The sequence below is a fragment of the Pseudomonas sp. PvP089 genome (assembly GCF_017875165.1).
Classification (GTDB): Bacteria; Pseudomonadota; Gammaproteobacteria; order Pseudomonadales; family Pseudomonadaceae; genus Aquipseudomonas; species Aquipseudomonas fortuita.
The window spans coordinates 14,989-35,754 of the sequence record NZ_JAGGME010000002.1; the positions used below are offsets into that span (position 1 = coordinate 14,989).

At 58.3% G+C, this 20,766-nt stretch carries 26 protein-coding genes and 1 pseudogene; 14 read left to right on the plus strand and 13 right to left on the minus strand.

Annotated elements, in window-relative coordinates; genetic code table 11:
* Positions 1-171: 171 nt before the first annotated feature.
* From J3A71_RS29825 to J3A71_RS29840, 4 genes are all read right to left on the minus strand, one after another.
* Entirely contained in the window at positions 172-420 is a 249-nt protein-coding gene (locus J3A71_RS29825) for a hypothetical protein (RefSeq protein WP_004575522.1), read from the minus strand.
* A complete protein-coding gene (locus J3A71_RS29830) occupies positions 417-656 on the minus strand; it encodes a hypothetical protein (protein WP_004575523.1) in 240 nt (79 codons plus the stop codon). Before J3A71_RS29830 ends, J3A71_RS29825 begins: the two co-directional genes overlap by 4 nt.
* 114 nt (positions 657-770) lie before the next feature.
* Positions 771-1,367, minus strand: a complete 597-nt coding sequence (locus tag J3A71_RS29835; protein WP_004575524.1) for a hypothetical protein — start codon at positions 1,365-1,367, stop codon at positions 771-773.
* Positions 1,368-1,463: 96 nt separating this feature from the next.
* Positions 1,464-1,763, minus strand: coding sequence for a hypothetical protein (locus J3A71_RS29840; protein ID WP_004575525.1), 300 nt, complete (start codon positions 1,761-1,763; stop codon positions 1,464-1,466).
* A 681-nt stretch (positions 1,764-2,444) separates the two neighbouring features.
* Here J3A71_RS29840 and J3A71_RS29845 point away from each other — a divergent pair.
* On the plus strand, positions 2,445-3,518 hold the full coding sequence (locus J3A71_RS29845) for an HNH endonuclease signature motif containing protein (RefSeq protein ID WP_004575526.1): 1,074 nt from the start codon (positions 2,445-2,447) through the stop codon (positions 3,516-3,518).
* Positions 3,519-4,256: 738 nt separating this feature from the next.
* Here J3A71_RS29845 and J3A71_RS29850 read toward each other — a convergent pair.
* The 4 genes from J3A71_RS29850 to J3A71_RS29865 all read right to left on the minus strand — a co-directional run bounded on the left by J3A71_RS29850 (position 4,257) and on the right by J3A71_RS29865 (position 6,458).
* Positions 4,257-4,535, minus strand: a complete 279-nt coding sequence (locus tag J3A71_RS29850; RefSeq protein WP_004575528.1) for a hypothetical protein — start codon at positions 4,533-4,535, stop codon at positions 4,257-4,259.
* Between the two features lie 435 nt (positions 4,536-4,970).
* Positions 4,971-5,444 carry a hypothetical protein gene (locus J3A71_RS29855; protein ID WP_004575530.1) on the minus strand — a complete coding sequence of 158 codons (474 nt, stop codon included), beginning with the start codon at positions 5,442-5,444 and terminating at the stop codon, positions 4,971-4,973.
* A 200-nt stretch (positions 5,445-5,644) separates the two neighbouring features.
* Positions 5,645-5,935 (minus strand): hypothetical protein, encoded by a 291-nt coding sequence (locus J3A71_RS29860; RefSeq protein WP_004575531.1) that lies wholly within the window; start codon positions 5,933-5,935, stop codon positions 5,645-5,647.
* 46 nt (positions 5,936-5,981) lie between these two features.
* The gene (locus J3A71_RS29865) at positions 5,982-6,458 is read right to left on the minus strand and encodes a hypothetical protein (protein WP_004575532.1); all 477 of its coding nucleotides are present in this window, start codon (positions 6,456-6,458) and stop codon (positions 5,982-5,984) included.
* 217 nt (positions 6,459-6,675) lie between these two features.
* On the opposite strand from J3A71_RS29865, the gene J3A71_RS29870 reads away from it, so the two are divergent.
* Both J3A71_RS29870 and J3A71_RS29875 read left to right on the plus strand, forming a co-directional pair.
* Positions 6,676-7,728, plus strand: coding sequence for a hypothetical protein (locus J3A71_RS29870; RefSeq protein ID WP_232435432.1), 1,053 nt, complete (start codon positions 6,676-6,678; stop codon positions 7,726-7,728).
* Positions 7,716-8,480, plus strand: a complete 765-nt coding sequence (locus J3A71_RS29875; RefSeq protein WP_209953686.1) for a hypothetical protein — start codon at positions 7,716-7,718, stop codon at positions 8,478-8,480. The genes J3A71_RS29870 and J3A71_RS29875 overlap by 13 nt, the downstream gene beginning before the upstream one ends.
* A gap of 74 nt (positions 8,481-8,554) precedes the next feature.
* Here J3A71_RS29875 and J3A71_RS29880 read toward each other — a convergent pair whose 3' ends face one another.
* Positions 8,555-8,776, minus strand: a complete 222-nt coding sequence (locus J3A71_RS29880) for a hypothetical protein (RefSeq protein WP_016487020.1) — start codon at positions 8,774-8,776, stop codon at positions 8,555-8,557.
* Positions 8,777-8,975: 199 nt separating this feature from the next.
* The gene (locus J3A71_RS29885; RefSeq protein WP_004575536.1) at positions 8,976-9,218 is read right to left on the minus strand and encodes a hypothetical protein; all 243 of its coding nucleotides are present in this window, start codon (positions 9,216-9,218) and stop codon (positions 8,976-8,978) included.
* A gap of 508 nt (positions 9,219-9,726) precedes the next feature.
* Here J3A71_RS29885 and J3A71_RS29890 point away from each other — a divergent pair.
* The 3 genes from J3A71_RS29890 to dmeF all read left to right on the plus strand — a co-directional run bounded on the left by J3A71_RS29890 (position 9,727) and on the right by dmeF (position 11,572).
* Entirely contained in the window at positions 9,727-10,227 is a 501-nt protein-coding gene (locus tag J3A71_RS29890) for an arsinothricin resistance N-acetyltransferase ArsN1 family A (RefSeq protein ID WP_004575537.1), read from the plus strand.
* A gap of 131 nt (positions 10,228-10,358) precedes the next feature.
* On the plus strand, positions 10,359-10,634 hold the full coding sequence (locus J3A71_RS29895; protein WP_004575538.1) for a metal/formaldehyde-sensitive transcriptional repressor: 276 nt from the start codon (positions 10,359-10,361) through the stop codon (positions 10,632-10,634).
* Between the two features lie 20 nt (positions 10,635-10,654).
* Positions 10,655-11,572 carry a CDF family Co(II)/Ni(II) efflux transporter DmeF gene (gene dmeF / locus J3A71_RS29900; RefSeq protein WP_004575539.1) on the plus strand — a complete coding sequence of 306 codons (918 nt, stop codon included), beginning with the start codon at positions 10,655-10,657 and terminating at the stop codon, positions 11,570-11,572.
* A gap of 120 nt (positions 11,573-11,692) precedes the next feature.
* Here the strand turns inward: dmeF and J3A71_RS29905 are convergent, their stop codons facing one another.
* Together J3A71_RS29905 and J3A71_RS29910 are read right to left on the minus strand one after the other, a co-directional pair.
* Complete coding sequence (locus tag J3A71_RS29905; RefSeq protein WP_004575540.1) at positions 11,693-12,760, minus strand: NAD(P)-binding domain-containing protein; 1,068 nt, start codon at positions 12,758-12,760, stop codon at positions 11,693-11,695.
* Between the two features lie 44 nt (positions 12,761-12,804).
* Positions 12,805-13,143 carry a metalloregulator ArsR/SmtB family transcription factor gene (locus J3A71_RS29910; protein WP_004575541.1) on the minus strand — a complete coding sequence of 113 codons (339 nt, stop codon included), beginning with the start codon at positions 13,141-13,143 and terminating at the stop codon, positions 12,805-12,807.
* Positions 13,144-13,270: 127 nt separating this feature from the next.
* Here J3A71_RS29910 and J3A71_RS29915 point away from each other — a divergent pair, with 127 nt between their 5' ends.
* The 7 genes from J3A71_RS29915 to arsJ are packed head-to-tail and all read left to right on the plus strand — an operon-like array spanning position 13,271 to position 18,713.
* Entirely contained in the window at positions 13,271-13,627 is a 357-nt protein-coding gene (locus tag J3A71_RS29915) for a metalloregulator ArsR/SmtB family transcription factor (protein ID WP_004575542.1), read from the plus strand.
* A gap of 19 nt (positions 13,628-13,646) precedes the next feature.
* Entirely contained in the window at positions 13,647-14,117 is a 471-nt protein-coding gene (locus J3A71_RS29920) for an arsenate reductase ArsC (RefSeq protein WP_004575543.1), read from the plus strand.
* A gap of 18 nt (positions 14,118-14,135) precedes the next feature.
* Positions 14,136-15,197: an ACR3 family arsenite efflux transporter gene (gene arsB / locus J3A71_RS29925; RefSeq protein WP_004575544.1), complete on the plus strand. Its 1,062-nt coding sequence runs from the start codon at positions 14,136-14,138 to the stop codon at positions 15,195-15,197.
* A 4-nt stretch (positions 15,198-15,201) separates the two neighbouring features.
* Positions 15,202-15,918: an arsenical resistance protein ArsH gene (arsH, locus tag J3A71_RS29930; RefSeq protein ID WP_004575545.1), complete on the plus strand. Its 717-nt coding sequence runs from the start codon at positions 15,202-15,204 to the stop codon at positions 15,916-15,918.
* A 12-nt stretch (positions 15,919-15,930) separates the two neighbouring features.
* Entirely contained in the window at positions 15,931-16,434 is a 504-nt protein-coding gene (locus J3A71_RS29935) for a cyclin-dependent kinase inhibitor 3 family protein (RefSeq protein WP_004575546.1), read from the plus strand.
* A 32-nt stretch (positions 16,435-16,466) separates the two neighbouring features.
* Positions 16,467-17,471, plus strand: coding sequence for an ArsJ-associated glyceraldehyde-3-phosphate dehydrogenase (locus J3A71_RS29940; protein ID WP_004575547.1), 1,005 nt, complete (start codon positions 16,467-16,469; stop codon positions 17,469-17,471).
* A 9-nt stretch (positions 17,472-17,480) separates the two neighbouring features.
* On the plus strand, positions 17,481-18,713 hold the full coding sequence (gene arsJ, locus J3A71_RS29945) for an organoarsenical effux MFS transporter ArsJ (protein ID WP_004575548.1): 1,233 nt from the start codon (positions 17,481-17,483) through the stop codon (positions 18,711-18,713).
* Positions 18,714-18,736: 23 nt separating this feature from the next.
* On the opposite strand, the pseudogene J3A71_RS29950 reads toward arsJ, so the two are convergent.
* Positions 18,737-19,528 (minus strand): annotated as a pseudogene (locus J3A71_RS29950) (NAD(P)-binding domain-containing protein); the annotation flags it as partial.
* Positions 19,529-19,591: 63 nt separating this feature from the next.
* Here J3A71_RS29950 and J3A71_RS29955 point away from each other — a divergent pair.
* Positions 19,592-20,742 (plus strand): IS3 family transposase gene (locus tag J3A71_RS29955; RefSeq protein WP_085983004.1). Its coding sequence is split into 2 segments (ribosomal slippage): positions 19,592-19,826 and positions 19,826-20,742, totalling 1,152 coding nucleotides; the frame shifts between segments, so codons are not numbered across the junction.
* Positions 20,743-20,766: the final 24 nt, after the last annotated feature.

Here is a 20,766-nt window from a genome sequence, read left to right on the forward strand (position 1 = left end):
TTGAAAAGGTAATTGCGCTGACATTGAGTGCTCCCCCGTGAGTCATGAAGTAACAGATTGTGGGCTGCCGCTGGTCTACGGCACCCGGATTCGGCATAAGCTTGCCGAATCTGCAGGTTTTCCCAGTAATCAGATTTCAGTGCTACCAATCCACTGGCCGTCCAAGAATCCTCATTTCCCTTCTCCTATTGCTGGTTGCGCAGGTACTGCGTGCCAGTTGATTCCGCTGCCAATGATGCTGGTAGCGGCCAGTTTGGCACCGCGAGCGCTGGCGTAGCGTCGGGGCAATTCCAGCCAGGCGGGGCTGCCGTTATGGCGCGTGCTGCAGGTAAGAGTGAACGGCAAGTGGCTTCGATTGTGCAACTCGATGCGCAGTTGATCACCACCCTCGGTTGCAGTGAACAGGGTGCGGCCGGTCATGTCGGCGTCCCCGCCCCCGCAGCTTGGGCGAGCTCGTCAGGCTGATAGTGCAGCTCCCAGGTTGGGTGAAACGGCATGGTGTGGCGCACACCGTCGAGCTGAATGTTGAGGTGGCCACCGCTCGCAGCGCTGCGGATCGTACCGTACTCCCGCTTGCCGCAGCCGGTGTACAGGACCCGCATGCCGCGTTTGGCCGGCACGCCATAGTTTTTGCGGACCCATTTCATGTTTGCCATGGTTCGTACCCTTCAGAATCAAAGCCAAGTACCGCTGCAGCAGCTACTTGCAAATGCCGCTGCGAGCACAGGCTGCCATGCACTCCTGAAACCGCAACGCCGGCTTCCGGCAGTCTAGAGGAGCTTGTTTGGGGACGGGCCTTTGTAGAAGCCTTCGGTCTGCGCCAGGATGCGCCTGGCGCGGGAGTGAATGGCGTCTTGAGCCTCGTCTGATAACAGCGGATGAGCCGCCGCATAGTAGGCCCCATACATCTCAAAGGTACTTCGCGGGAAGGCGAGAATCGGTAATCGCTTCCCAAGCATGCGCAGTACTCTGATCGTTGCCATGTAGAACCCGATGAAAAAGGCAGGGATACCAAATACAGGGTTGTGCACGACCACGAAGTACTCCTTGAACGCAGCGACGACCTCTGTCGCTTCAGGGTCGCGTTCGAAGGCAAACACCGCTTGGAGTGCCAGCGGACGAAGAAACATCGCCAGGGCTACAGCAGTCATTGCTGCAATTGAAAGTAGGCCCACTTCCTTGGCTGACTGCGCGTGAAGGTCATAGCGCACGGAGGAATACACGCGGTAACCGTAGCTAAGAAGAATGCCCCAAAAAATGGGCCGGGGGTTCGCCAAGTCTGCGGTATAGGCAGACAGCAAAATGTAGAACACCACGGTGCAGATTGCGACAACGAGGCACCAGGCTTGTTGTGAACGTAAGGGCATTGTTTACCTCGGAGTGGGTGTTGAAAGCACGTTTGGACTGCCGGCCTTCGCAAGTGGATGCCTGGCCACTGAATGGTATCTTCACCGTGGTAGGTATCAGCTGTCCGAACCGCCCCAGATCACGGTGCTGATGTCGATGAAGATCGGGTTGTCGATGGCATCCTGTGTTTCGGCGTGAGCCCCGTGCCAGCCGCCGTCGCACCATGCCTCTTGCATAAGGTCAGTGACCTTGTTGGGATCAACAGTGTTGTCGGGATTGAGCGGCAGGCAGCACAAGTCGCCGTCGATGATCGCCACGGCCTCGCCGCCGTCCTCTTTGTCGAGGCGCAGCGCTTTACCTGGGTTTTGCTCGAGCAGTGCTCGGTAGGTGGACATGGCGCTTTTGTAAGTCAGCATCGCGATTTTCCCTTGGTCACAATCAAGGGGAAGCCTCGCACGGACCGCTGAAAGCGCAACCCACCTCCGGCGCCTGGAGATTCCGACGCGCCTGGTTGCTAGACCGGTCTGAAACTGCGGTAGGGAGGAAGCTCGATCTCGGTGCCGGTTGCAACGTCCTGCCATATTGGGCGCATGTGCTGCCCAAGGCCAACAAAGCGAAGGACAAGGTTGCGCCCGTCGGAGAGGGTAAAGTGGTATTCACGACCTGGGGTAAAGCTCGCCATTAGGGATCCTCGGTTCAGCGTCCGTGTGAGTTAAATTCCTTTTACGACCTCGGCCACGGTTTCTTGAGTGGGACGATGGGGTAGAGGGCAACTTTCCAGGGTGACGAGCGTACCCGAGGAGACCTTGTAGTGCACCTGGCAATCCGAGAGTGGTTACGAAACTTTGCGCTAGCTCAAGCGCCTTGAGTGTGCCTGGTCCTGAGCGTTGGTTTGAGGCCTCCGTGCTGACAAAATCTGGTGGTGCGTTACGGTATACTTTGGGCTGCCATTACATGAGTGACGGACCACCGTGAGAACACCGGCCAGCCGGCCACGGGCCAAGCCCGGCCGAAAAATATCCAAACCGGGTAATTCGCGCACTACGTTGGTCGGGTACCGTAGTTGGTATCGGCACGTTCACGAGTTCATCACCTATATGGCTGAAGACCGCGATGGCTTGGTAACCGTCGATGGCATTTCGATTTCTCATCATTTGGCGCCGTATTCAGCCGGCAAGTTCTCCGCCGCCCTTGACGATGATCCACCGTGGCATCTGTACGCCCTCCAGGTCGAAGACCTTCTTGAATTCACCACTGATGACCTGGTGCAGGCGTGGGCGTGCCGCTCGCAAAGCTGCGGATCGAAGGAAGCGGCGGCGGAGATGTATGCGCTGGTCAGGGTGCTGGAGGGCATTGACGAATATTACGCCGGCGCCAGCGCCTACATTAGTCATCCAGAGGTCGTGGCCATCTTCGCGGTCGCGGACCAGGAAGAGCTGACGGATCAGGAAGAAGCAACAGTGGCGCCGGTGCATGTCCCTGACGCGGCGAACAGCGACGCAGCAGGGCTCACGCTGGCGGCCGTGAGCGAGCTCACCGTGGATGAACTCAGAAAGGCCTGGGACAACCGGCCGGAAAGTTTCGCATCGTTGGAAGCCGCGGCCGAGACATTGGCGATACTCCGATCGCTGACCGCAGAGGCACCTGAGAAACCCAGCTACCGCCGGATGCTCCAGCACGAGTTGGTTCTTGAATTGGAGGATGTCCTGCCTTCGGAGGTTCAGGCGCAAGCGCCTGCAGCTGCTCCTGCAGCGGAGCTGGCCTTACTCACGGTTGATCGGAGGGCTGTGCGCTCCCAGGTCGCAGTTATCCGGCCTGGGCAGGGGAATTTTCGGACAGCGATGCTGGAGCGATACGGTGCGGAGTGCTGCATCACCGGGTGCACGGTCGACACCCTGCTCGAGGCGGCTCACATCATTCCCTATCGCGGGGATCAAACGAACGACGTCACCAACGGCCTGCTGCTCAGAGTCGACCTGCACCGGCTGTTCGACGCGCACCTGGTGACGATCAATCCGCGTTCACTCACTGTCGAGGTGGCAAGCTCAGTGAACGATGCCGGGTACCAGGCCTATCATGGGAAGCGCCTTTTCGCTCTCAGCCCCAAGCCTCGAATCCTCTTTCTTGAGGCCCACTATCAGGCGTATGAGAAAGCCCGCCTTTGTCCCTGACGACTGCGTTTCACACCTGACAGTTGAACGACCCAGTTCTGACTGCACCGTGACGCGCCGCATTGAGCCCCTAGTACTGTCGGCCCGCTATCTGTTTGTGTGTCGCAGGGAGCACACGAGGTGCCAGGCTAGGCAGCCACACCTACCGCTGCCATTCCCAAGGCCCAGACGTCGAACGCCATCGGAGAAACTGGTCACATGCCGTAAGGTAAGTACTGTCGGCGAAGGCTCTTCGAATCAGTCAGAAGTGGTAGTAGACGCCCACTGCGATCAGAGCTCCTGTAGCAAAGAGTACGGCATGCCCGCGCCCGCTTGACTGAGCTAGCCATGCCCGAACATGGGCCTCACCAAAGCAGATCCAGCGGACGAGGATCCTCACGTTCATCATTATCAGTCCGCCGAAAAGCGCCGCTGAAAGGCCAAGCCAGATGTGCTCGAATGTGGCGCTGCCGACTATGACCCTGACGACCACTAAGGACAGCAACAGCAACACAAGCACCCGTGGCACGCGATCCCCACTCGGACCGCCGACTCTTTTGCTGCGGCCAGTGCAAGTCTCGCTATGTATGGGATTGGAGCGTTTGCCAAGCCCGGTGCACGCCCCATATTTGCCGTTCTGTTTCATTCTCTATAGCTCTATCGTGGTTCGGGATGTAGCTCAGCGCCTCCAAGGAGGACGCGGTACTTTGCACGGCCTTAGGGTAGCGGCGATGGCCACGCATGGCGTGCAGGGTTGGATTACCTGCTTTTCGGCACCGGCTCAGCAGCCTTCACTTGGCAACGTTCAGGCTTGCCTTCATGCAGCGAGGGGGTGATTCCTGATGGGCCATTCGATTGCCGTGTAATCAGGTACAGCTGATCGCCGATACACGCTTTTATGATCGTCTTCCCCAGGGCCCCACCGATGTAAATGGTTTCAACAGTCTCGGCGGGAGTTTTTGAATCTGCCAGTGTCTGGCTCGACAAGCCCAGCAGTAAGAGGGCCGCACAGGCCCAGGTACCGAGTTTCAGTTCCATACGAAGCGCTTCTCCGTGTTCGTGGGGGGGCGGGGCTCGCCCTCGGTTCAACTTCGGCAGATGCGGCACCGCGGGGGCCGCGGGTCATCCCTACTACTGGAAGTCAAGAAAACCGGGATGCTCAAGATCGACTGTGATGCTGCTCTCGGTCCGATCCATGCCCTCAAACCGTTTCGCCCATGACCGTCGCTGGGCCGGTGTCTTCGCAGCGCACGCACGCTCATGCCTACCACGCCAAGCCTTGCAAAGCCCCTGCATGTCGCGATTGAAGATCGAGAACAGGCGATACTCCGCGCCGCAGTGGGAGCAGCGAGCACTGCCAGTATTCCTGGCCATATCTTTCCCCTGCTTACCCCGGAATGTACTGCCGTTGAGCGCCGGGCGGGCTGAATTGACGACGGGTTTGCCTGGGGCAGGGCGCCGGATCGAATGAGCTCATGGTGTCCTCCGTGGCTCTCTCGTCATTTCACGAGCCAGGTAGCGATCACGTTCGGCCCGGTAGTCGTGATAGAAGGTGAAGAGGCTTGCGGCAGCGGTAAGAACGCCCCCCGCTGCTGCGAGGCGGTACACCCATTTCAGGTGGATTAAGCCGAACCACACGCACATCCAGGCGATAGCGCCACATACGCAAGCAGCAAGCAACGTGAAGCCCAACGTCAGCAAGACAGCCTGAACTCCGCTTAACTCGCTCGCCAGCTCAGGCACGGTCGGTGATGTTTGATGATCCTGTGCCTCCCGGTCGAGGCAGAGATTTGCCAGGGCGCGGCGCTCAAGCAGGTGATGCAGTGTTTTTGCGTCTCTGGCTGCATCAGCACAATCGCGGTCCAGGGCCGACTCAAGCGCCTGCTTGAGCCATTGACTCGACGCCGGCGCTGCGAGGATGGTGTTAATTTCAGATTCAGTAGTCATTGCGTTCCCTTCAAAGCCGTTCGAATGTCGACTTCCAGGAATCTTCCTCCATTGCGCGAAAGCGCAAGGGGCAAATGGATACCGTCATTGGGGCGAATAGCCAGGCGAGGGCAGCGTGTTCAGAGAAGAAGTCAAAGTCGATCGCTGCCGGCAACCGTACGCCTTCTGGTACACGGGGTGACCATTCAGACGTGGGCCGGTTACTTCTCGCGAGAATGGTGCTCGATGCAGGCGACTTTGCTCTCGAAAACCTGCTCGTCCCCGGAAAGGTCTAGCGGGATGCGAAGTCGCTCAGCCGTTCGCACAAATGCGTTTTCCTGGCCATTGATGAGCATGTGCCCAGCGCACTGCATGTCCGTCTTCTTGTCGCAGACGAACGAGTCGGCAGCGAGAATTTCGATGATCCGATCCTTGCCCAACCAACCCCGCAAAGAGTCCTTGCGAAACGGGCAGTCTCGGCAGGGCTTCTTGATGTGAGGCAGGTTGGACATGGCTCTGAAATTCCGTGAAGCCCACGCGGGCTGGGGCGGTGGTATGTTACAGCCGGTCGATGAAACGGGACACAGCTTCAATGGTCGGTTCGGCAAGCTCGTGGTAGGCACGGAAATGGAAGCCTTCCTCTTCTCCTTCCCACTCCGCCAGCTCATCAGCATCGAACGACCAGCGTTTGCCGGCATGGGAGAACTCTACGGGACCAAAGGAGAGCAGCCATTTCACTACAACTGCGCGCACATCCGGATGGTCTGAGGCAAACAGCCCGGCGGCGAGGCTGTCGCTGCCTACATCGGCCAAACGCTCGTACCAGATAGCACCATCCCACTCCTCGACCGAGTCGTCATGCAGAAAAGCGACTTGTTCCGCTGCGCTCTCGGCCAGCTTCAGCAGTGTGGCGTACCCCACGGCCACGAGGGTGCGGTCGAGATGTTCGGCATTGGCCTCCGCGTGGCTGAAGATGGCGTGAAGCAGTACGCCCACGTCCTCTGCATCTTTGCGGCGTTCGTTGGTGAGAATCATGGGGAAGTCTCCTGTCGGTTTGGGCTTGAGAGCCTTGCTCGTGTTGAGCACATTGCTAGGGTTCTTTACGCTGTGAGATGACAGTCTCACGAGCCTTCGGAAGTGCAAGGCAATGTGGCTTCCCAATTTTTCTGGATAATGTCGTAACCCATCTGAGACCCCAGTATTTCCTAGGCTGTAACATACTTTTTTGACGTGTAACCTACGGTGAGTTACAGTGAAAAAAACAGAGTTACAAGGTGCCGGGGATATGTCGAATCTACAGGACGACGCGAAGACCTACATCGAGGCTGTCCTCGGTGTGTCAGCGCACCTTGAACCGGTGGGATTCAAGGTGTCTTTCAACATCCGTGACAGCTACAAAATGTTCGAGTTGACCATTCCGCTGGCGAGCAACGCGGTTGTCGCCTTGGTCCTGTTGGTCCCTCGGGATGAGAAAGATTATCCAGGCATCGTAAAGCTGCAAAAGCACGTCGACCTGGTGCGTAAAGCTTCCAATCGGATCATCACCTACGTTTGCAGGTCCCTGACGACCCAGGACCGTCGGAGTCTGATCACGCATCAGGTCAACTTTATCCAACCTGGCTTCCAGATGTTCATCCCGGAGTTGGCGCTGGACCTGAGAGAGAACTTTCGTCAGCGACGAGAACAGGGTGAGGTCGCGGCCCTCCTACCAGCCGCTCAGGCAATGCTGCTCTCCTGCCTCTATGGTGGTAACACCGAAGACACGCTATTCACCACAAACGCTCTGATGGGCGACCTCAACTACAGCCGAATGACCTTATCCAGGGCAGTCGATCAGCTGACATCGCTATCGTTGATAGCCCCTGCGAAAAGCGAGCTGCAGTGGAGTACCTACGCCTTCAACGCATCACCTGCAGAAGTCTTCAGCAAGGCCAAGCAATACCTGCGGTCGCCCGTCAGAAAGAAAATTGGCATTACTCGCAATGCTATCCGGTCGGCACCCGGTGTCTTCCTGGCCGGAGAAACTGCTCTCGCCCAATACACGATGCTTGCGGAGCCGAAGCAAGCGGTGTGGGGGATGACGAAAAAAGTGTTCACCGACATGCTGGCGCTTCAAGCGTTCAAGATTGCCGAGTCGGTGGACACCATTGAAGAGTGCGTTGAGATCTGGGCGTATCCGTCACTCTACGAAAGACACCATATCGCCGACGAAGCTTCGTTGCTTCTGAGCTTGGAAGACAACCCCGACGAACGCATTCAGATTGCGTTGGATGAACTCAAGGAGAAGGTTACATGGCTAGCGTGAGAGGCCTAGAACTGTTCGGACACCACTTCCGCGACTTCCGTGATCGCTACGTACTGATCGGTGGCGTGGCCTCCGCTCTGGCAATGGAGGATGCGGGCGATAGCTTCAGGGCTACTAAAGACCTGGACATCGTTTTGGTGGTCGAAGCGCTGGATGCCGGATTCGTCGCGCATTTCTGGTCGTTCATAGACGCGGGTGGTTACCAGATCAGGCTGAAAGGCGGCGAAAAACCCTGTTTCTATCGCTTCGATAAGCCCACGGATGAGGCCTATCCGGCCCAGATCGAACTTTTCTCGCGGGCGCCGGACGGTCTAGACCACGAAGAGAACGCAACACTGATCCCGATCCCTACGGAAGAAACGGTCTCCAGCTTGTCGGCGATACTCCTCGATGATGCTTACTACCGCCTGCTTTTAACCGGCCGCTTGGAGAATGGTGAGTTGTCCTACATCGGCGCTGACCGCCTGATCCCGTTCAAGGTCAAAGCATGGCTTGACCTGTCTGAGCGGAAGAAGAACGGGGAGCAGGTCGAAAGCAAGCACATCCGAAAGCATCGAAACGACGTCCTGGCGCTGACCGGTTTGCTGGATGGCGAGGTCACTGAGCTGCCGGAAAGCATCATGGCCGACATGAAACTCTTCCTTGAACTGTTGCCTGCTGAAGACGTCGATTTCAAGCAGCTCAACCTCAAAACCAATATGGCAACGATCATCGATCGCCTTGGGGAATCCTTCGGACTGACAACCGCCTGACGTTTTCGCTCAGAGGCGCGACAGGCCTATCTGAAGCTCTTGGGAGCCGTCAGATCCCAAGGGCATGGGGAGCATCACCTGGCGTGCTTCTCCAGCAATGCATCCAGCGCGGTGGCCAAGTCAAAGGCGGCCCACTGGTAGGCGACAAACAGTTCAGCACTGCTCATTGATTCGCCGTGCCCTTGTCTCAGGTGTTCCGCGCGGGCAGCGCGGTAGCGATTAACGGCATCGACGGTGTGTTGATCAAAATGAACGTGGAACGGCAATTTCAATACGGTGGTGGGGAGTGTTGGCATTTTCTGGTCCATTGCTCAGGAAAAACTTAACTTTCCCTGGCAATGGCGGCCGTAGTCGATCAGCTATTTCAACAACAGCTGTAGGAAATGTCGCCACTGAGGGTAAGGAGTCACCGGCGCTGGTTCAAGCCGACCTTCGCTTCACCTGGATGTCGGGCCGGAACGAAGGTGGGGAGGTAACCTGCCATACTCCCCTCGTTCAGCTTCTGGGGTTGAGTGCGGGATCTTCCAGCTGATACTGGTCGACCCGATCCAGCACCTCCAGGTCGATCAGCCCCACGGCCCACAGGCCATGGACAAAGCCCCGGAAGGCCTGCGGCTGATAAACCGGGGTATGCGCCTCAAGGTCAGCGACATAGACCAGGACGGCTTCCGCCGCGCCGGCGAAACGCGCCGGGTCGTACTGCGCCGACTGCTGCAGATATGCCTGCAGGTAACGCACTTCAACGCCTTGTGGGGTGCTGCTCGTAGACGGGCAATCCTCTCCCTATTTTCTTGCAAGAGCTCGCAGCGCATTAAAACGAGAAACTCGCCCTTTCTTGTTCAGCGCAACGGACAAGGCAACTCCGATTGCTTGTAGTGGTGCAGCTACAGTTATCAAGGTCACGAATGCTGCGAGGAAGTAATCCTTCATCTGGTCAGTGGTTAACGCCTCTTATGCCGACTAAATCTGTAAACAAAGGCGGCATCTCGTTGAAAATGGCTGACTTTCCCACTCAGTACGAGATCAGAAAAGTCACAAACGAGGTTTTTCGAGCCCACAGTTTACAGATCCAGAGCTAGCCAACCAGAGGTGCCTCAATACTCGGGCTCAGCAATGCCGCCATACCTTCACTGAGGGGATCAGGAGGATTACGGCGAGCAGTGCAAACAAGTAGTTGGTGGGAATGAGGCCGAGCAATTGGCCGCCAATCCAGCTCGTTGTACGCACCAATCGAAAAGGAAGCCAGATGCACATCCGCCACGCTCAACTCGGTGATATTCAGGCCATTGCCGAGATCTACAACCAAGGGATCGAAGACCGTAGCTCTACGTTCGAGACCCAGCCGCGCACCTCCATGGATGTGCAGCCCTGGATTGCCGAGATGCCTCACTATCCGGTGCTGGTCGTCGAGATCGACGGCGCGGTAGTGGCGTGGGCTAGCCTGAGCAGCTACCGCGCGCGTTCGTGCTACGCTGGCATCGCCGACTTTTCGATCTACCTACGCCGTGATATCCGAGGACGCGGCATCGGCAAGACGCTGCTGTCCGCATTGTTGAGCGAAGCCGAGGCACGCGGATTCTGGAAAGTCCTATCCCGTATTTTCACCTCCAACGTGGCGAGTCTCGCGCTCTGCCAGTCCTGTGGTTTTCGGATAGTTGGAGTCTACGAAAAACACGCCCGCCTTGAAGGACACTGGTTGGATTGCGCGATTGTTGAACGAGTCTTTCCCGCGAACCAACACCCCTGACCCTCACCTGCCCCGCACAGTTGAGGCCGATCTCCAAAAGGGAGCCGGAGTTGATCCCGTTGGCCATTTGTCTTGCATAGGTATAGGGGCTATGCCTATCATGCGTGATGCATAGGTAGGGGGGGTATCTCGTGGGTCATATCGCAGCAAATAAAGACGATCTTCTCAAGCGCGTAAAGCGTATCGCCGGTCAAATCCAAGCCGTGGAACGGGCATTGGAATCGGATCTCGATTGCGCCAAAACTTTACACCTTGTTGCCGCCACTCGCGGAGCCATCAACGGCTTAATGGAGGAAATCATCGAGGACCATGCGCGGGAGCATGTTGCTAACCCTGCGCTTAGCGAAGAAGAGCGTAACAAGGGTGTCGAAGAGCTTCTTGAAGCCATTCGCCGATACTCCAAGTGAACGCGTCCAGGTATTCAGTCATGAGCAGCACCAACATCAACCACACACACGACCACATGTTCCTTGGCTCAGCGCACGATGAAAATGCCAAGCGCACGCTTTGGGTCGTGGCACTGACCGTTGTAATGATGGTTGGCGAGATTACCGCTGGCTATATCACGGGTTCGATGGCGTTATTGGCCGATGGCTTTCACATGGCAACCCATGCCGGAGCACTGGGCATCGCGGCGGCGGCATACAGATATGCAAAACGCCACGCTTCCAGCCAACGATACAGTTTCGGTACCGGGAAGGTGGGAGACCTGGGTGGATTTGCGTCGGCACTGATTCTTGGCATGGTCGCTTTGGGAATAGGCGTTGAGTCTTTCGTGCGCCTCTTGCAGCCAACAGACGTTCAGTTCGGCACCGCTACGCTAATCGCGATTGTCGGTTTGATCGTAAATATTGTCAGTGCCCTGTTACTGGGTCACGGGCACAGCCATAGTCACGATCATACTGATCATGACCATGTTCATCACGGGAATGACAACAACCTGAAGTCGGCCTATGTCCACGTCATTGCAGACGCGCTAACTTCGGTGCTAGCTATTGTCGCATTGCTCGCCGGTCGATATCTCGGTTGGGTGTGGCTGGACCCAGCCATGGGTATCGTAGGTGCCATCGTCATCGGACGTTGGGCGTGGACATTAATGAGGGTGACCGCAGGCGTGCTGCTGGATCAGACAGACGTGCATGTCGCCGAGGAAATCCGCGAATTGGTTGAGAAGCCAGGGGATGCCACTATTACAGACCTGCACGTCTGGCGGGTCGGACCGCAAGCTCATGCGGCAATCGTCAGCGTTCTTGGCGAAGTCACTGCAGACGCTGACAGCATACGTGAACGCCTCAAACCGGTTCACGAAGTCAGCCATCTGACGGTCGAGTATCGATCGGTCTGATTAGCACCTCCGCACTCTAAGTCTCAAGGAGCCGCAATTTCTTTCGGGAAATGTGAATCGGCGCAAATCGAATGCCGGTATATCTAGCCTTACACCGATGCATACGAAACAGTAAGCTGGTCAATTGCAGTGCAAATGACTGCTCAAGTGATGAAGCATTCGAGGTGCCAGGTAATCGGCGTCATTACCCACGCCTCTGATCGTTGCAGAGGCAAAGTTCCTTTGTTTGGGTAAGCCGACGAAGTACAAACCAGGCACCAGACTTGCCACTCCATTGCGCTGTAGCACACGTCCACTCCGGCCTTCGACTGGGAGTTGTGTCAGAAAATCGAGGTTTGGCCGGAAACCGGTGGCGAAGATCAGCGCATCAACCAGGGTGGTGCTTCCGTCTGGCCAGACCACCCCCTCAGACAGCGCCTCCTGGAACATCGCTTTGCGCTGGAGTCGTCCGGTGTCCAGGGCCTTCCGGTATTTGCCGGTGTCCAGCACAGGCGTGCTCTGGTCACTCAGCCACCGCGTGTGCTCCAACCGGGTGAGTTTCAGCCAGGCATGAAAGTCGAGCCCCAGGATCCGCTGCGGGAAAAATCGGATCCTCTCGCGGGTCGCCAGCACTACCTGCGCAACGCCGGCAAGCTCATAGGCAATTTGAACAGCCGAGTTCGCCGCGCCGACCACGACGACACGCTGGCCAGCAAAGGCCTCAGGCGTTCGATACGCCGAGCTGTGCAGACAGATCCCTGAAAAGCTTTCCATGCCAGGAATGTCAGGCATGTACGGACGGCTGAAGCCCCCCGATGCCACGACCACCGCACGCGCCGTGAAGGTCGATCCGTTGGCGGCGCGGACCTCAAATGCCTTGTCCTTCTGCACGACATCCAGCACTCGGGTACCGCCCTCAAAAGGCATCTGAAACTCGGCGGCGTATGACTCCAGGTACTGCACCACGTCGTCTCGCAGCGGATAACTCTTGGGATCACCGGGAAACACCATCCCCGGTAGTGCTGAATACTCCGCCGGGGAGAACAGCTGCAGGCTGTCGTAGTAGTTCCGCCAGTTCCCACCAGGGTGTGTTTGCTCATCCAGGATCAGAAAGTCCAAGCCGTGTTGCTGCAAATGCCAGCCAACCGCCAAGCCCGCTTGCCCACCACCGATGACGATCACATCCAACGCGCGAGTCGATTTATTCATGTATGCGCACTCATGCATATATCAGGACAAAAAATGGGCACGAGCTACGGGCAGCACAGCGAAACCAGACCCTTGGTTCGCTGGAGCAGGCCCTCAAGGCGCTCGACGATCGCCCCACCATTCACTTCGTAGAACACCTGCCGACCCACCTTGGTGGCCTTCACGATCTGGGCATCGTGCAGCACCTGCAGGTGCCTGGAGATCACCGATCGCTCCTGCGGTAGCTCTTTGGCGATTTCGCCGACATCCGCCCGTCCCAGTAGAAGCACGCGCTTGAACACCGCGACCCTGGAGGGCTCGCAGAGCGCTTTGAAGAAGACTTCGTCCAGCGACTCGATGGCAGCGTCGATGGCTTGGGTGCGGAGGTTCAGGTTAATCGTCATGTCGCCAATATATGTGCACGAATATGCACATGTAAAGTCATAGATCACAGCGGGGTTGCGATACATTCGAAAAAGCGTATATTCGAAAAACCATATGCGTGCAGTAATCCGCACATCGAGAGCCGATATGACTGACTCACTGACCCCTACCAAGGTTTTCAAATGCCTCGCCGACGAGAACCGCATTCGGATGATGCTGCTGATCGCCCGCGAGGAAGAGCTCTGCGTCTGTGAGCTGACCTGTGCGCTGGAAGAAAGCCAGCCCAAGGTTTCCCGCCACCTGGCGCAGCTGCGCACGTGTGACCTGCTGGCAGACCGCCGCCAGGGCCAATGGGTTTACTACCGGCTGCATCCAGAGCTGCCCGCCTGGGTACGCGAGATCCTGCAAACCACGCTGGAGGCCAATAGCGAGTGGCTGAACAGCAGCTCCACTCGATTGGACGCAATGGGTGACCGCCCACAGCGCGTCGCCACCTGCTGCTGATCATTGCCGAGCAAAACCGATGAAAGTTCTGTTCCTCTGCACCGCCAATAGCTGCCGCAGCATCCTGTCAGAAGCCGTGTTTAACCACCTGGCCCCGGCCGGTATGAAGGCCTACAGCGCCGGCAGCCAGCCCAAAGGCGAGGTACATCCGCTGTCCATCTCCGCGCTGCAGCGCGCCGGTATTTCCACCGATGGCCTGAGCAGCAAATCCAGCGATGCACACGCCGAGCTGGCACCGGACTTCGTCATCACCGTCTGCGACAAGGCCGCCGGCGAAGCCTGCCCTGTGTTCTTCGGGCCGGCAGTAAAAGCCCATTGGGGGCTTTCCGATCCTTCGTACCTGCAGGGTAGCGCCGCCGAATTGGATGCGGCTTTCGACATCACGCTTGAGCAGATCAAGCGACGCCTCAAGGCATTCCTCGCACTGCCTTTTGAACAACTGGATGCCGCGCAGCTCAAGGTCGAGCTGGCCCGCATCGGAACGCTCTGACGTTTAGGGAGATCCACCATGAGCAAAAGCCGACTTTCCTTCCTCGACCGTTACTTGACGGTCTGGATCTTTCTGGCCATGGGCCTGGGTATCGCCCTGGGCAGTTTGTTCCAAGGATTGCCCGCGTGGCTGAACAGCCTGTCGGTAGGCTCGACAAACATCCCCATCGCGATTGGCCTCATCGTCATGATGTACCCGCCGCTGGCGAAGGTGAAATACGAGGAACTGCCTCAGGTTTTCAAGGACAAGCGCATCCTCGTGCTGTCGCTGGTTCAGAACTGGGTAATCGGCCCGGTGCTGATGTTCGGGCTGGCAGTAGTGTTCCTTTCCGACAAGCCTGAGTACATGACTGGCCTGATCCTCATCGGCTTGGCGCGCTGCATCGCCATGGTGCTGGTGTGGAACCAGATCGCCGGTGGCAACAACCAGTACGTGGCGGGCCTGGTCGCCTTCAACAGCATTTTCCAGATCCTGTTCTTCAGCGTGTACGCCTGGATCTTCCTGGGCCTGCTGCCGCCGCTGTTTGGTCTTGAGGGTAGCGTCATCGAGACCAGCTTCTTCGACATCGCTCAGTCGGTGCTGATCTACCTGGGCATCCCGTTCTTGGCCGGCTTCCTGACCCGCAAGATCTTGATCAGCAGCAAGGGCGAGACTTGGTACCAGGAACGCTTCATTCCGAAGATCAGTCCGCTGACGCTCGTGGCGTTGCTGCTGACCATCGTGGCCATGTTCAGCCTGAAGGGCGACATGGTGCTGCAACTGCCGCTGGATGTGCTGCGCATCGCCATCCCGCTGACCATCTACTTCGTGGTGATGTTTTTCATCAGCTTCTGGATGGGCAAGCTGCTGGAGGCCGACTACCCACGCACCACCGCGCTGGCGTTCACCGCAGCGAGCAACAACTTCGAACTGGCCATTGCCGTGGCCATCGCCACCTTCGGCCTCGCATCGCCGGTTGCCTTTGCCACTGTCATCGGCCCCTTGGTGGAAGTGCCGGTGCTGATTTCGCTGGTAGGCGTGGCCTTGTGGCTCAAGCGCCGCTGGTTTGACCAGCCCTCAGGTGCCTTGTCTCAGGAGTAAAATCATGACCGAACATCACATCCCCAATATCGACAACGAACTGGTCGACCTGCCATCCGCCGATAAGCTAGCGATCGAGCAGCAGTCCACCCATAAACCGCGCATCCTGCTGCTGTACGGGTCGACCCGCGAACGCTCCTTCAGCCGTCTGCTGACAGAAGAAGCGGCACGCCTGCTGGAGCACTTCGGTGCGGAGACGCGGATCTTCAATCCCACTGGCCTGCCACTGGCGGATGATGTGCCCGATGACCACCCCATGGTCAAGGAACTACGTGACCTGGTGCTGTGGTCGGAAGGCATGGTCTGGTGCTCGCCTGAGCGCCACGGCGCGATGACCGGCGTGTTCAAGTCGCAGATCGACTGGATTCCACTGAGCATGGGCGCCGTGCGCCCGACGCAAGGCAAGACCCTCGCGGTGATGCAGGTCTGCGGTGGCTCGCAGTCGTTCAACGTGGTCAACCAGCTGCGCGTCCTCGGTCGCTGGATGCGCATGTTCACCATCCCCAACCAGTCGTCCGTACCCAAAGCCTACCTGGAGTTCGACGAGGCCGGCCGCATGAAGCCCTCAGCGTACTACGACCGTGTCGTCGATGTGATGGAGGAGCTGGTGAAGTTCACCCTGCTGCTTCGTGATCGCTCCGACTACCTGGTCGATCGCTATTCCGAGCGCAAGGAGTCGGCTGAAGAACTTTCCAAACGCGTTAATCAACGATCCATCTGAGGCTTTCTGACCATGCAACTGCACCCGTATTCCGTGCTGGCGACTCCCGAGCTGATCGGCCAGCTGATCTTCACCCCGTGTCCTGGTACCAAGGACACCTCGGTATCCCAAGCGCTGGCAACACTGCGCGAAGCCGGTGCGAGTGCACTGGTTACCCTGATGCCGAGTGAAGAGCTGCTGCAGAACGAGATCGACCTACTGCCCGAGGAGTGCCAACTGCTGGGCCTCGAATGGTTCCACCTGCCGGTGGAAGACGACCAGGCGCCCGGCGAGCCCTTTGCTGCCGCCTGGGAGATCCATCGGGAACGCTTGAAAGCGTTGGTGATGACTGGCAAGACGATCGCCATTCACTGCAAAGGCGGCTCCGGCCGCACCGGCCTGTTTGCGGCCCGCCTGATGATCGAGTGCGGTATTCCCGTGCAGGAAGCTGTTGCTCAGGTCCAGGCCCTGCGCCCACGTGCCATTCAGAACCCTGCGCACGTCGGCTACATCAACCAGTTCAGCGACACCCTCTGACCTTTCGCTAATCGTGATCCGAGAACAAGAACATGGCTATCAAAGTAGGTATCAATGGGTTTGGCCGTATTGGTCGATTGGCGCTGCGCGCGTCTTGGAACTGGCCAGAGTTCGAGTTTGTGCAGATCAATGACCCGGCCGGCGACGCCGAGACCCATGCCCACCTGATCAACTTCGACTCGGTCCACGGCCGCTGGCACCGTGAAGCCCGTGCTGAGGGCAGTATGGTGGTGATCGACGGCAAGCGCATTCAGGTCACCGCGAACAAGACCATCGCCGACACCGACTGGTCGGGCTGCGACCTGGTGATCGAGGCCAGCGGCAAGATGAAGTCGGTAGCCGTGCTCCAGGCCTACCTGGATCAGGGCGTAAAACGTGTAGTGGTCTGCGCTCCAGTGAAGGAGAAAGGCGCCCTGAACGTGGTGATGGGCGTCAACCAGCACCTGTTCGACCCGGCGCAGCATCGCATCGTTACCGCCGCCTCCTGCACTACCAACTGCCTAGCCCCGGTGGTCAAGGTGATTCACGAGAACCTGGGCATCCGCCACGGATCGATCACCACCATCCACGACCTCACCAACACCCAGAGCATCCTCGATACGCCGCACAAGGACCTGCGCCGCGCCCGTGCCTCGGGCATGAGCCTGATCCCGACCACCACGGGCTCGGCTACTGCGATCGCCGAGATCTTCCCCGAGCTGCGCGGCAAGTTGAATGGTCACGCCGTGCGTGTACCGCTGGCCAACGCCTCGCTGACCGACTGCGTATTCGAAGTGGAACGCGAGACCACGGCTGAAGAGGTCAACACGCTGCTGAAGGCGGCGGCCGAAGGCCCGTTGAAAGACATCCTGGGCTACGAAGAGCGCCCACTGGTATCCATCGACTACCGCACCGATCCGCGCTCCTCGATCATCGACGCGCTGTCGACCTTGGTGGTCAATGGCACCCAGGTGAAGCTCTACGCCTGGTATGACAACGAATGGGGCTACGCCAACCGTGCAGCGGAACTGGCCCGCCTGGTCGGCGCAGCGGAGTAAACAGCGATCATGAAGGCGTTGTCAGCCCTGTCTGCGGAAGTGCGTCAGTACCTGCTGGTTACCGGCAACTACTGGGCCTTCACCCTCACCGACGGCGCATTGCGCATGTTGGTGGTACTGCACTTCCATTCGTTGGGCTACACGCCGCTGCAGATCGCGGCGCTGTTCCTGTTCTACGAAGTGTTCGGCGTGATCACCAACCTGGTGGGCGGTTACCTCGGCGCCCGCCTGGGACTCAACCGCACCATGAACATCGGCCTGGGCATGCAGGTCGTGGCCTTGCTGATGCTCACGGTGCCGGCAACCTGGCTGACAGTGCCATGGGTGATGGCCGCCCAGGCACTGTCCGGCATCGCCAAGGACCTGAACAAGATGAGCGCCAAGAGCTCCATCAAGCTTCTGGTGCCGGACAGCCAACAGGGCACGCTCTACAAATGGGTGGCCATCCTGACGGGCTCGAAGAACGCGCTCAAAGGTGTGGGCTTTTTCCTCGGCGGAGCACTGCTCGCGTTGCTCGGCTTCACCCTGGCGGTGCTGGCCATGGCGGCAGTACTGGCCATGATCTGGATCGGCAGTCTGGTGCTGCTGAAAAAGGACTTGGGCAAAGCCAAGGCCAAACCCAAGTTCCGCGACATGCTGTCCAAGAGCCGGGCGATCAACATCCTCTCAGCCGCACGGCTGTTTCTCTTCGGTGCCCGAGACGTCTGGTTCGTCGTGGCGCTGCCGGTGTACCTGAGCACCGCGTTTGGCTGGGAATTCTGGCTGGTCGGCGGCTTCCTCGCCGTGTGGATCATTGGCTACGGCATCGTCCAGTCGTTTGCTCCTCACATCACCGGCAAGAAGCGTGGTCATGTGCCCGACGGCCGAGCGGCCTTCATTTGGGCTCTCGCCCTGGCCGGACTGCCTGCGCTTATTGCCGTGGGCCTATCAGCAGGCTGGTCGGCGCAGGTGGTGCTGCTCGGTGGGCTGATGCTGTTCGGCGTGCTGTTCGCGGTGAACTCCTCGTTGCACAGCTACCTGATCGTCAGCTATGCCAAGGAAGATGGGGTCTCGCTGGACGTAGGCTTCTACTACATGTCCAACGCCTTGGGGCGGCTGGTCGGTACACTGCTGTCAGGCTGGGTGTTCCAAGCCTATGGCCTGGAGGCCTGCCTGTGGGTTTCCAGCCTTTTCGTACTGGCTGCCGCGCTCATCTCGATCGGGTTGCCCAGACACAGCGAAATGGCGCAGAAGACCCACTGAGCACAGGGGAAGAGCGGAGGCACTCAAGCCTCCGCTTTCACCAGAAACTGCTCGATCTCAGCGACAGTGCTGCGGGCTGTGCGCGTCACCCCGATCAAGGTCGCGGATGCAGAGCCTGTCCACTCGCCATAACCCACGAGCCAAAGGCCAGGCTCATTCACTGCCCGTGTACCTGAAACTTCGACGCGACCGTCACCAGTGACTACCCCGAGCTCGCCAAGTGCCCCAGCGCCGGCTTGAATCCGGTGCACCAGATCACCGCATCGACTGCGGTCTCCGAGCCGTCTGCCCAGACCACTCCGTCGGGGGTGAAACGAACGAAAGGCCTCACTGCATGAAGAACGTCTCGCTCACGCGCCTCGACCACAGGCGTGACCATCACGATATCGCCCAGCCCACCGACTGGCTGGTCAATCACACGGCCCTCCATCTGCGCTTTCCAGCGCTCTGTCGCCCGTTCGAACAGCACTCGACCATCTACATCATCAGGCAGGAAGAGTGGCTCGGTGGGCGTATCCCAGTTCATCCGCTACTTGGGAAACCTCTGCGAGAATCTGTGCCCCGGAGTTGCCGCCGCCGACGACCAGGACCCGCTTGCCCGAGAACGCCTGCGGCTCAACATAGTGAGCTGAATGCAGCTGCTGGCCACAGAACAGCTTGGCACCGGGATAAGCAGGGATATTGGGGTTGCTCCAGGTGCCGGTGGCACTGACCACTGCTTTGGCATCCCAGTACCCGCGCTGGGAATGGACACGCAACGCACCGCCGAGGCGCTCGACGGAGGTGACCCGTACTGGCCGCTCAATAGGGAACTGTGAATCGCCCCTGGTTTCGTAGACACCTCCAAGCCTCATAATGAGGCCCAAATAGGAGGTGCCATGAGTCGTCAGCGTTACCCCGAAGAATTCAAGATCGAAGCGGTCAAGCAAGTGACCGAGAAAGGCAATCCTGTCGCCGATGTTGCCCAGCGCCTGGGCATGTCTGTTCACAGCCTCTACGCCTGGATCAAGCTCTACAGCAAACCCCAAGAGCAGCGTCAGCAAGACGATGAGCAGCAAGCCGAACTGCGCAAGCTTCGCGCAGAACTCAAGCGCGTGACTGAAGAGCGAGACATCTTAAAAAAGGCCGCCGCGTACTTTGCCAAGGAGTGCAACTGAAGTACGCCTTCATCAAAAAGCACTCGACGCATTACCCGGTGCGGCGCCTTTGCCAAACCCTCAAGGTGCATCCCAGCGGCTACTACGCTTGGTTGGCCGAACCTCAATCTGCCCGAGCCAAAGAAGATCAGCGCCTGCTTGGCTTGATCAAGCAGGCCTGGTTAGAAAGCGGCGGCGTGTATGGCTATCGCAAGATTCACGATGACCTGCGAGAGCTAGGAGAGATCTGTGGGCGAAATCGAGTCGGTCGCTTGATGCAGGCAGAGGGGCTGCGTTCGCAAACGGGCTATCGCCGTCGTACTGGGTTTTATGGCGGAAAACCAACAGTGGCATCCCCCAACCATCTGGCCCGGCAGTTCAAGGTCAGTGAGCCGAATAAAGTCTGGGTGACCGATATCACCTACATCCGCACCTATGAAGGGTGGCTGTACCTGGCGGTAGTGCTGGATCTGTTCTCCCGCCAAGTCATTGGTTGGTCAATGAAGCCCAGAATGAGCAGCGACCTGGCCATCGACGCCATGCTGATGGCCGTGTGGCGACGCAAGCCACAGCAGCAAGTGATGATTCACTCAGACCAAGGCAGTCAGTTCAGTAGCTCAGATTGGCAAAGCTTCCTGAAGGCCAATAATGTGATCAGCAGCATGAGCCGACGGGGAAACTGCCACGACAATGCCGTAGCGGAGAGCTTTTTCCAGCTTTTGAAGCGGGAGCGAATCCGACGAAAGATCTACGCAACGCGTGACGAAGCCCGAAGTGATATTTTCGATTACATCGAGATGTTCTATAACCCTAAGCGTCGACACAGCAGTGCTATGCAGCTGTCTCCAGTAGAGTATGAGAAACGCTATTTCCTGAGCTTGGAGAGTGTCTAGGAAAGCAGGGGCGATTCAAATATC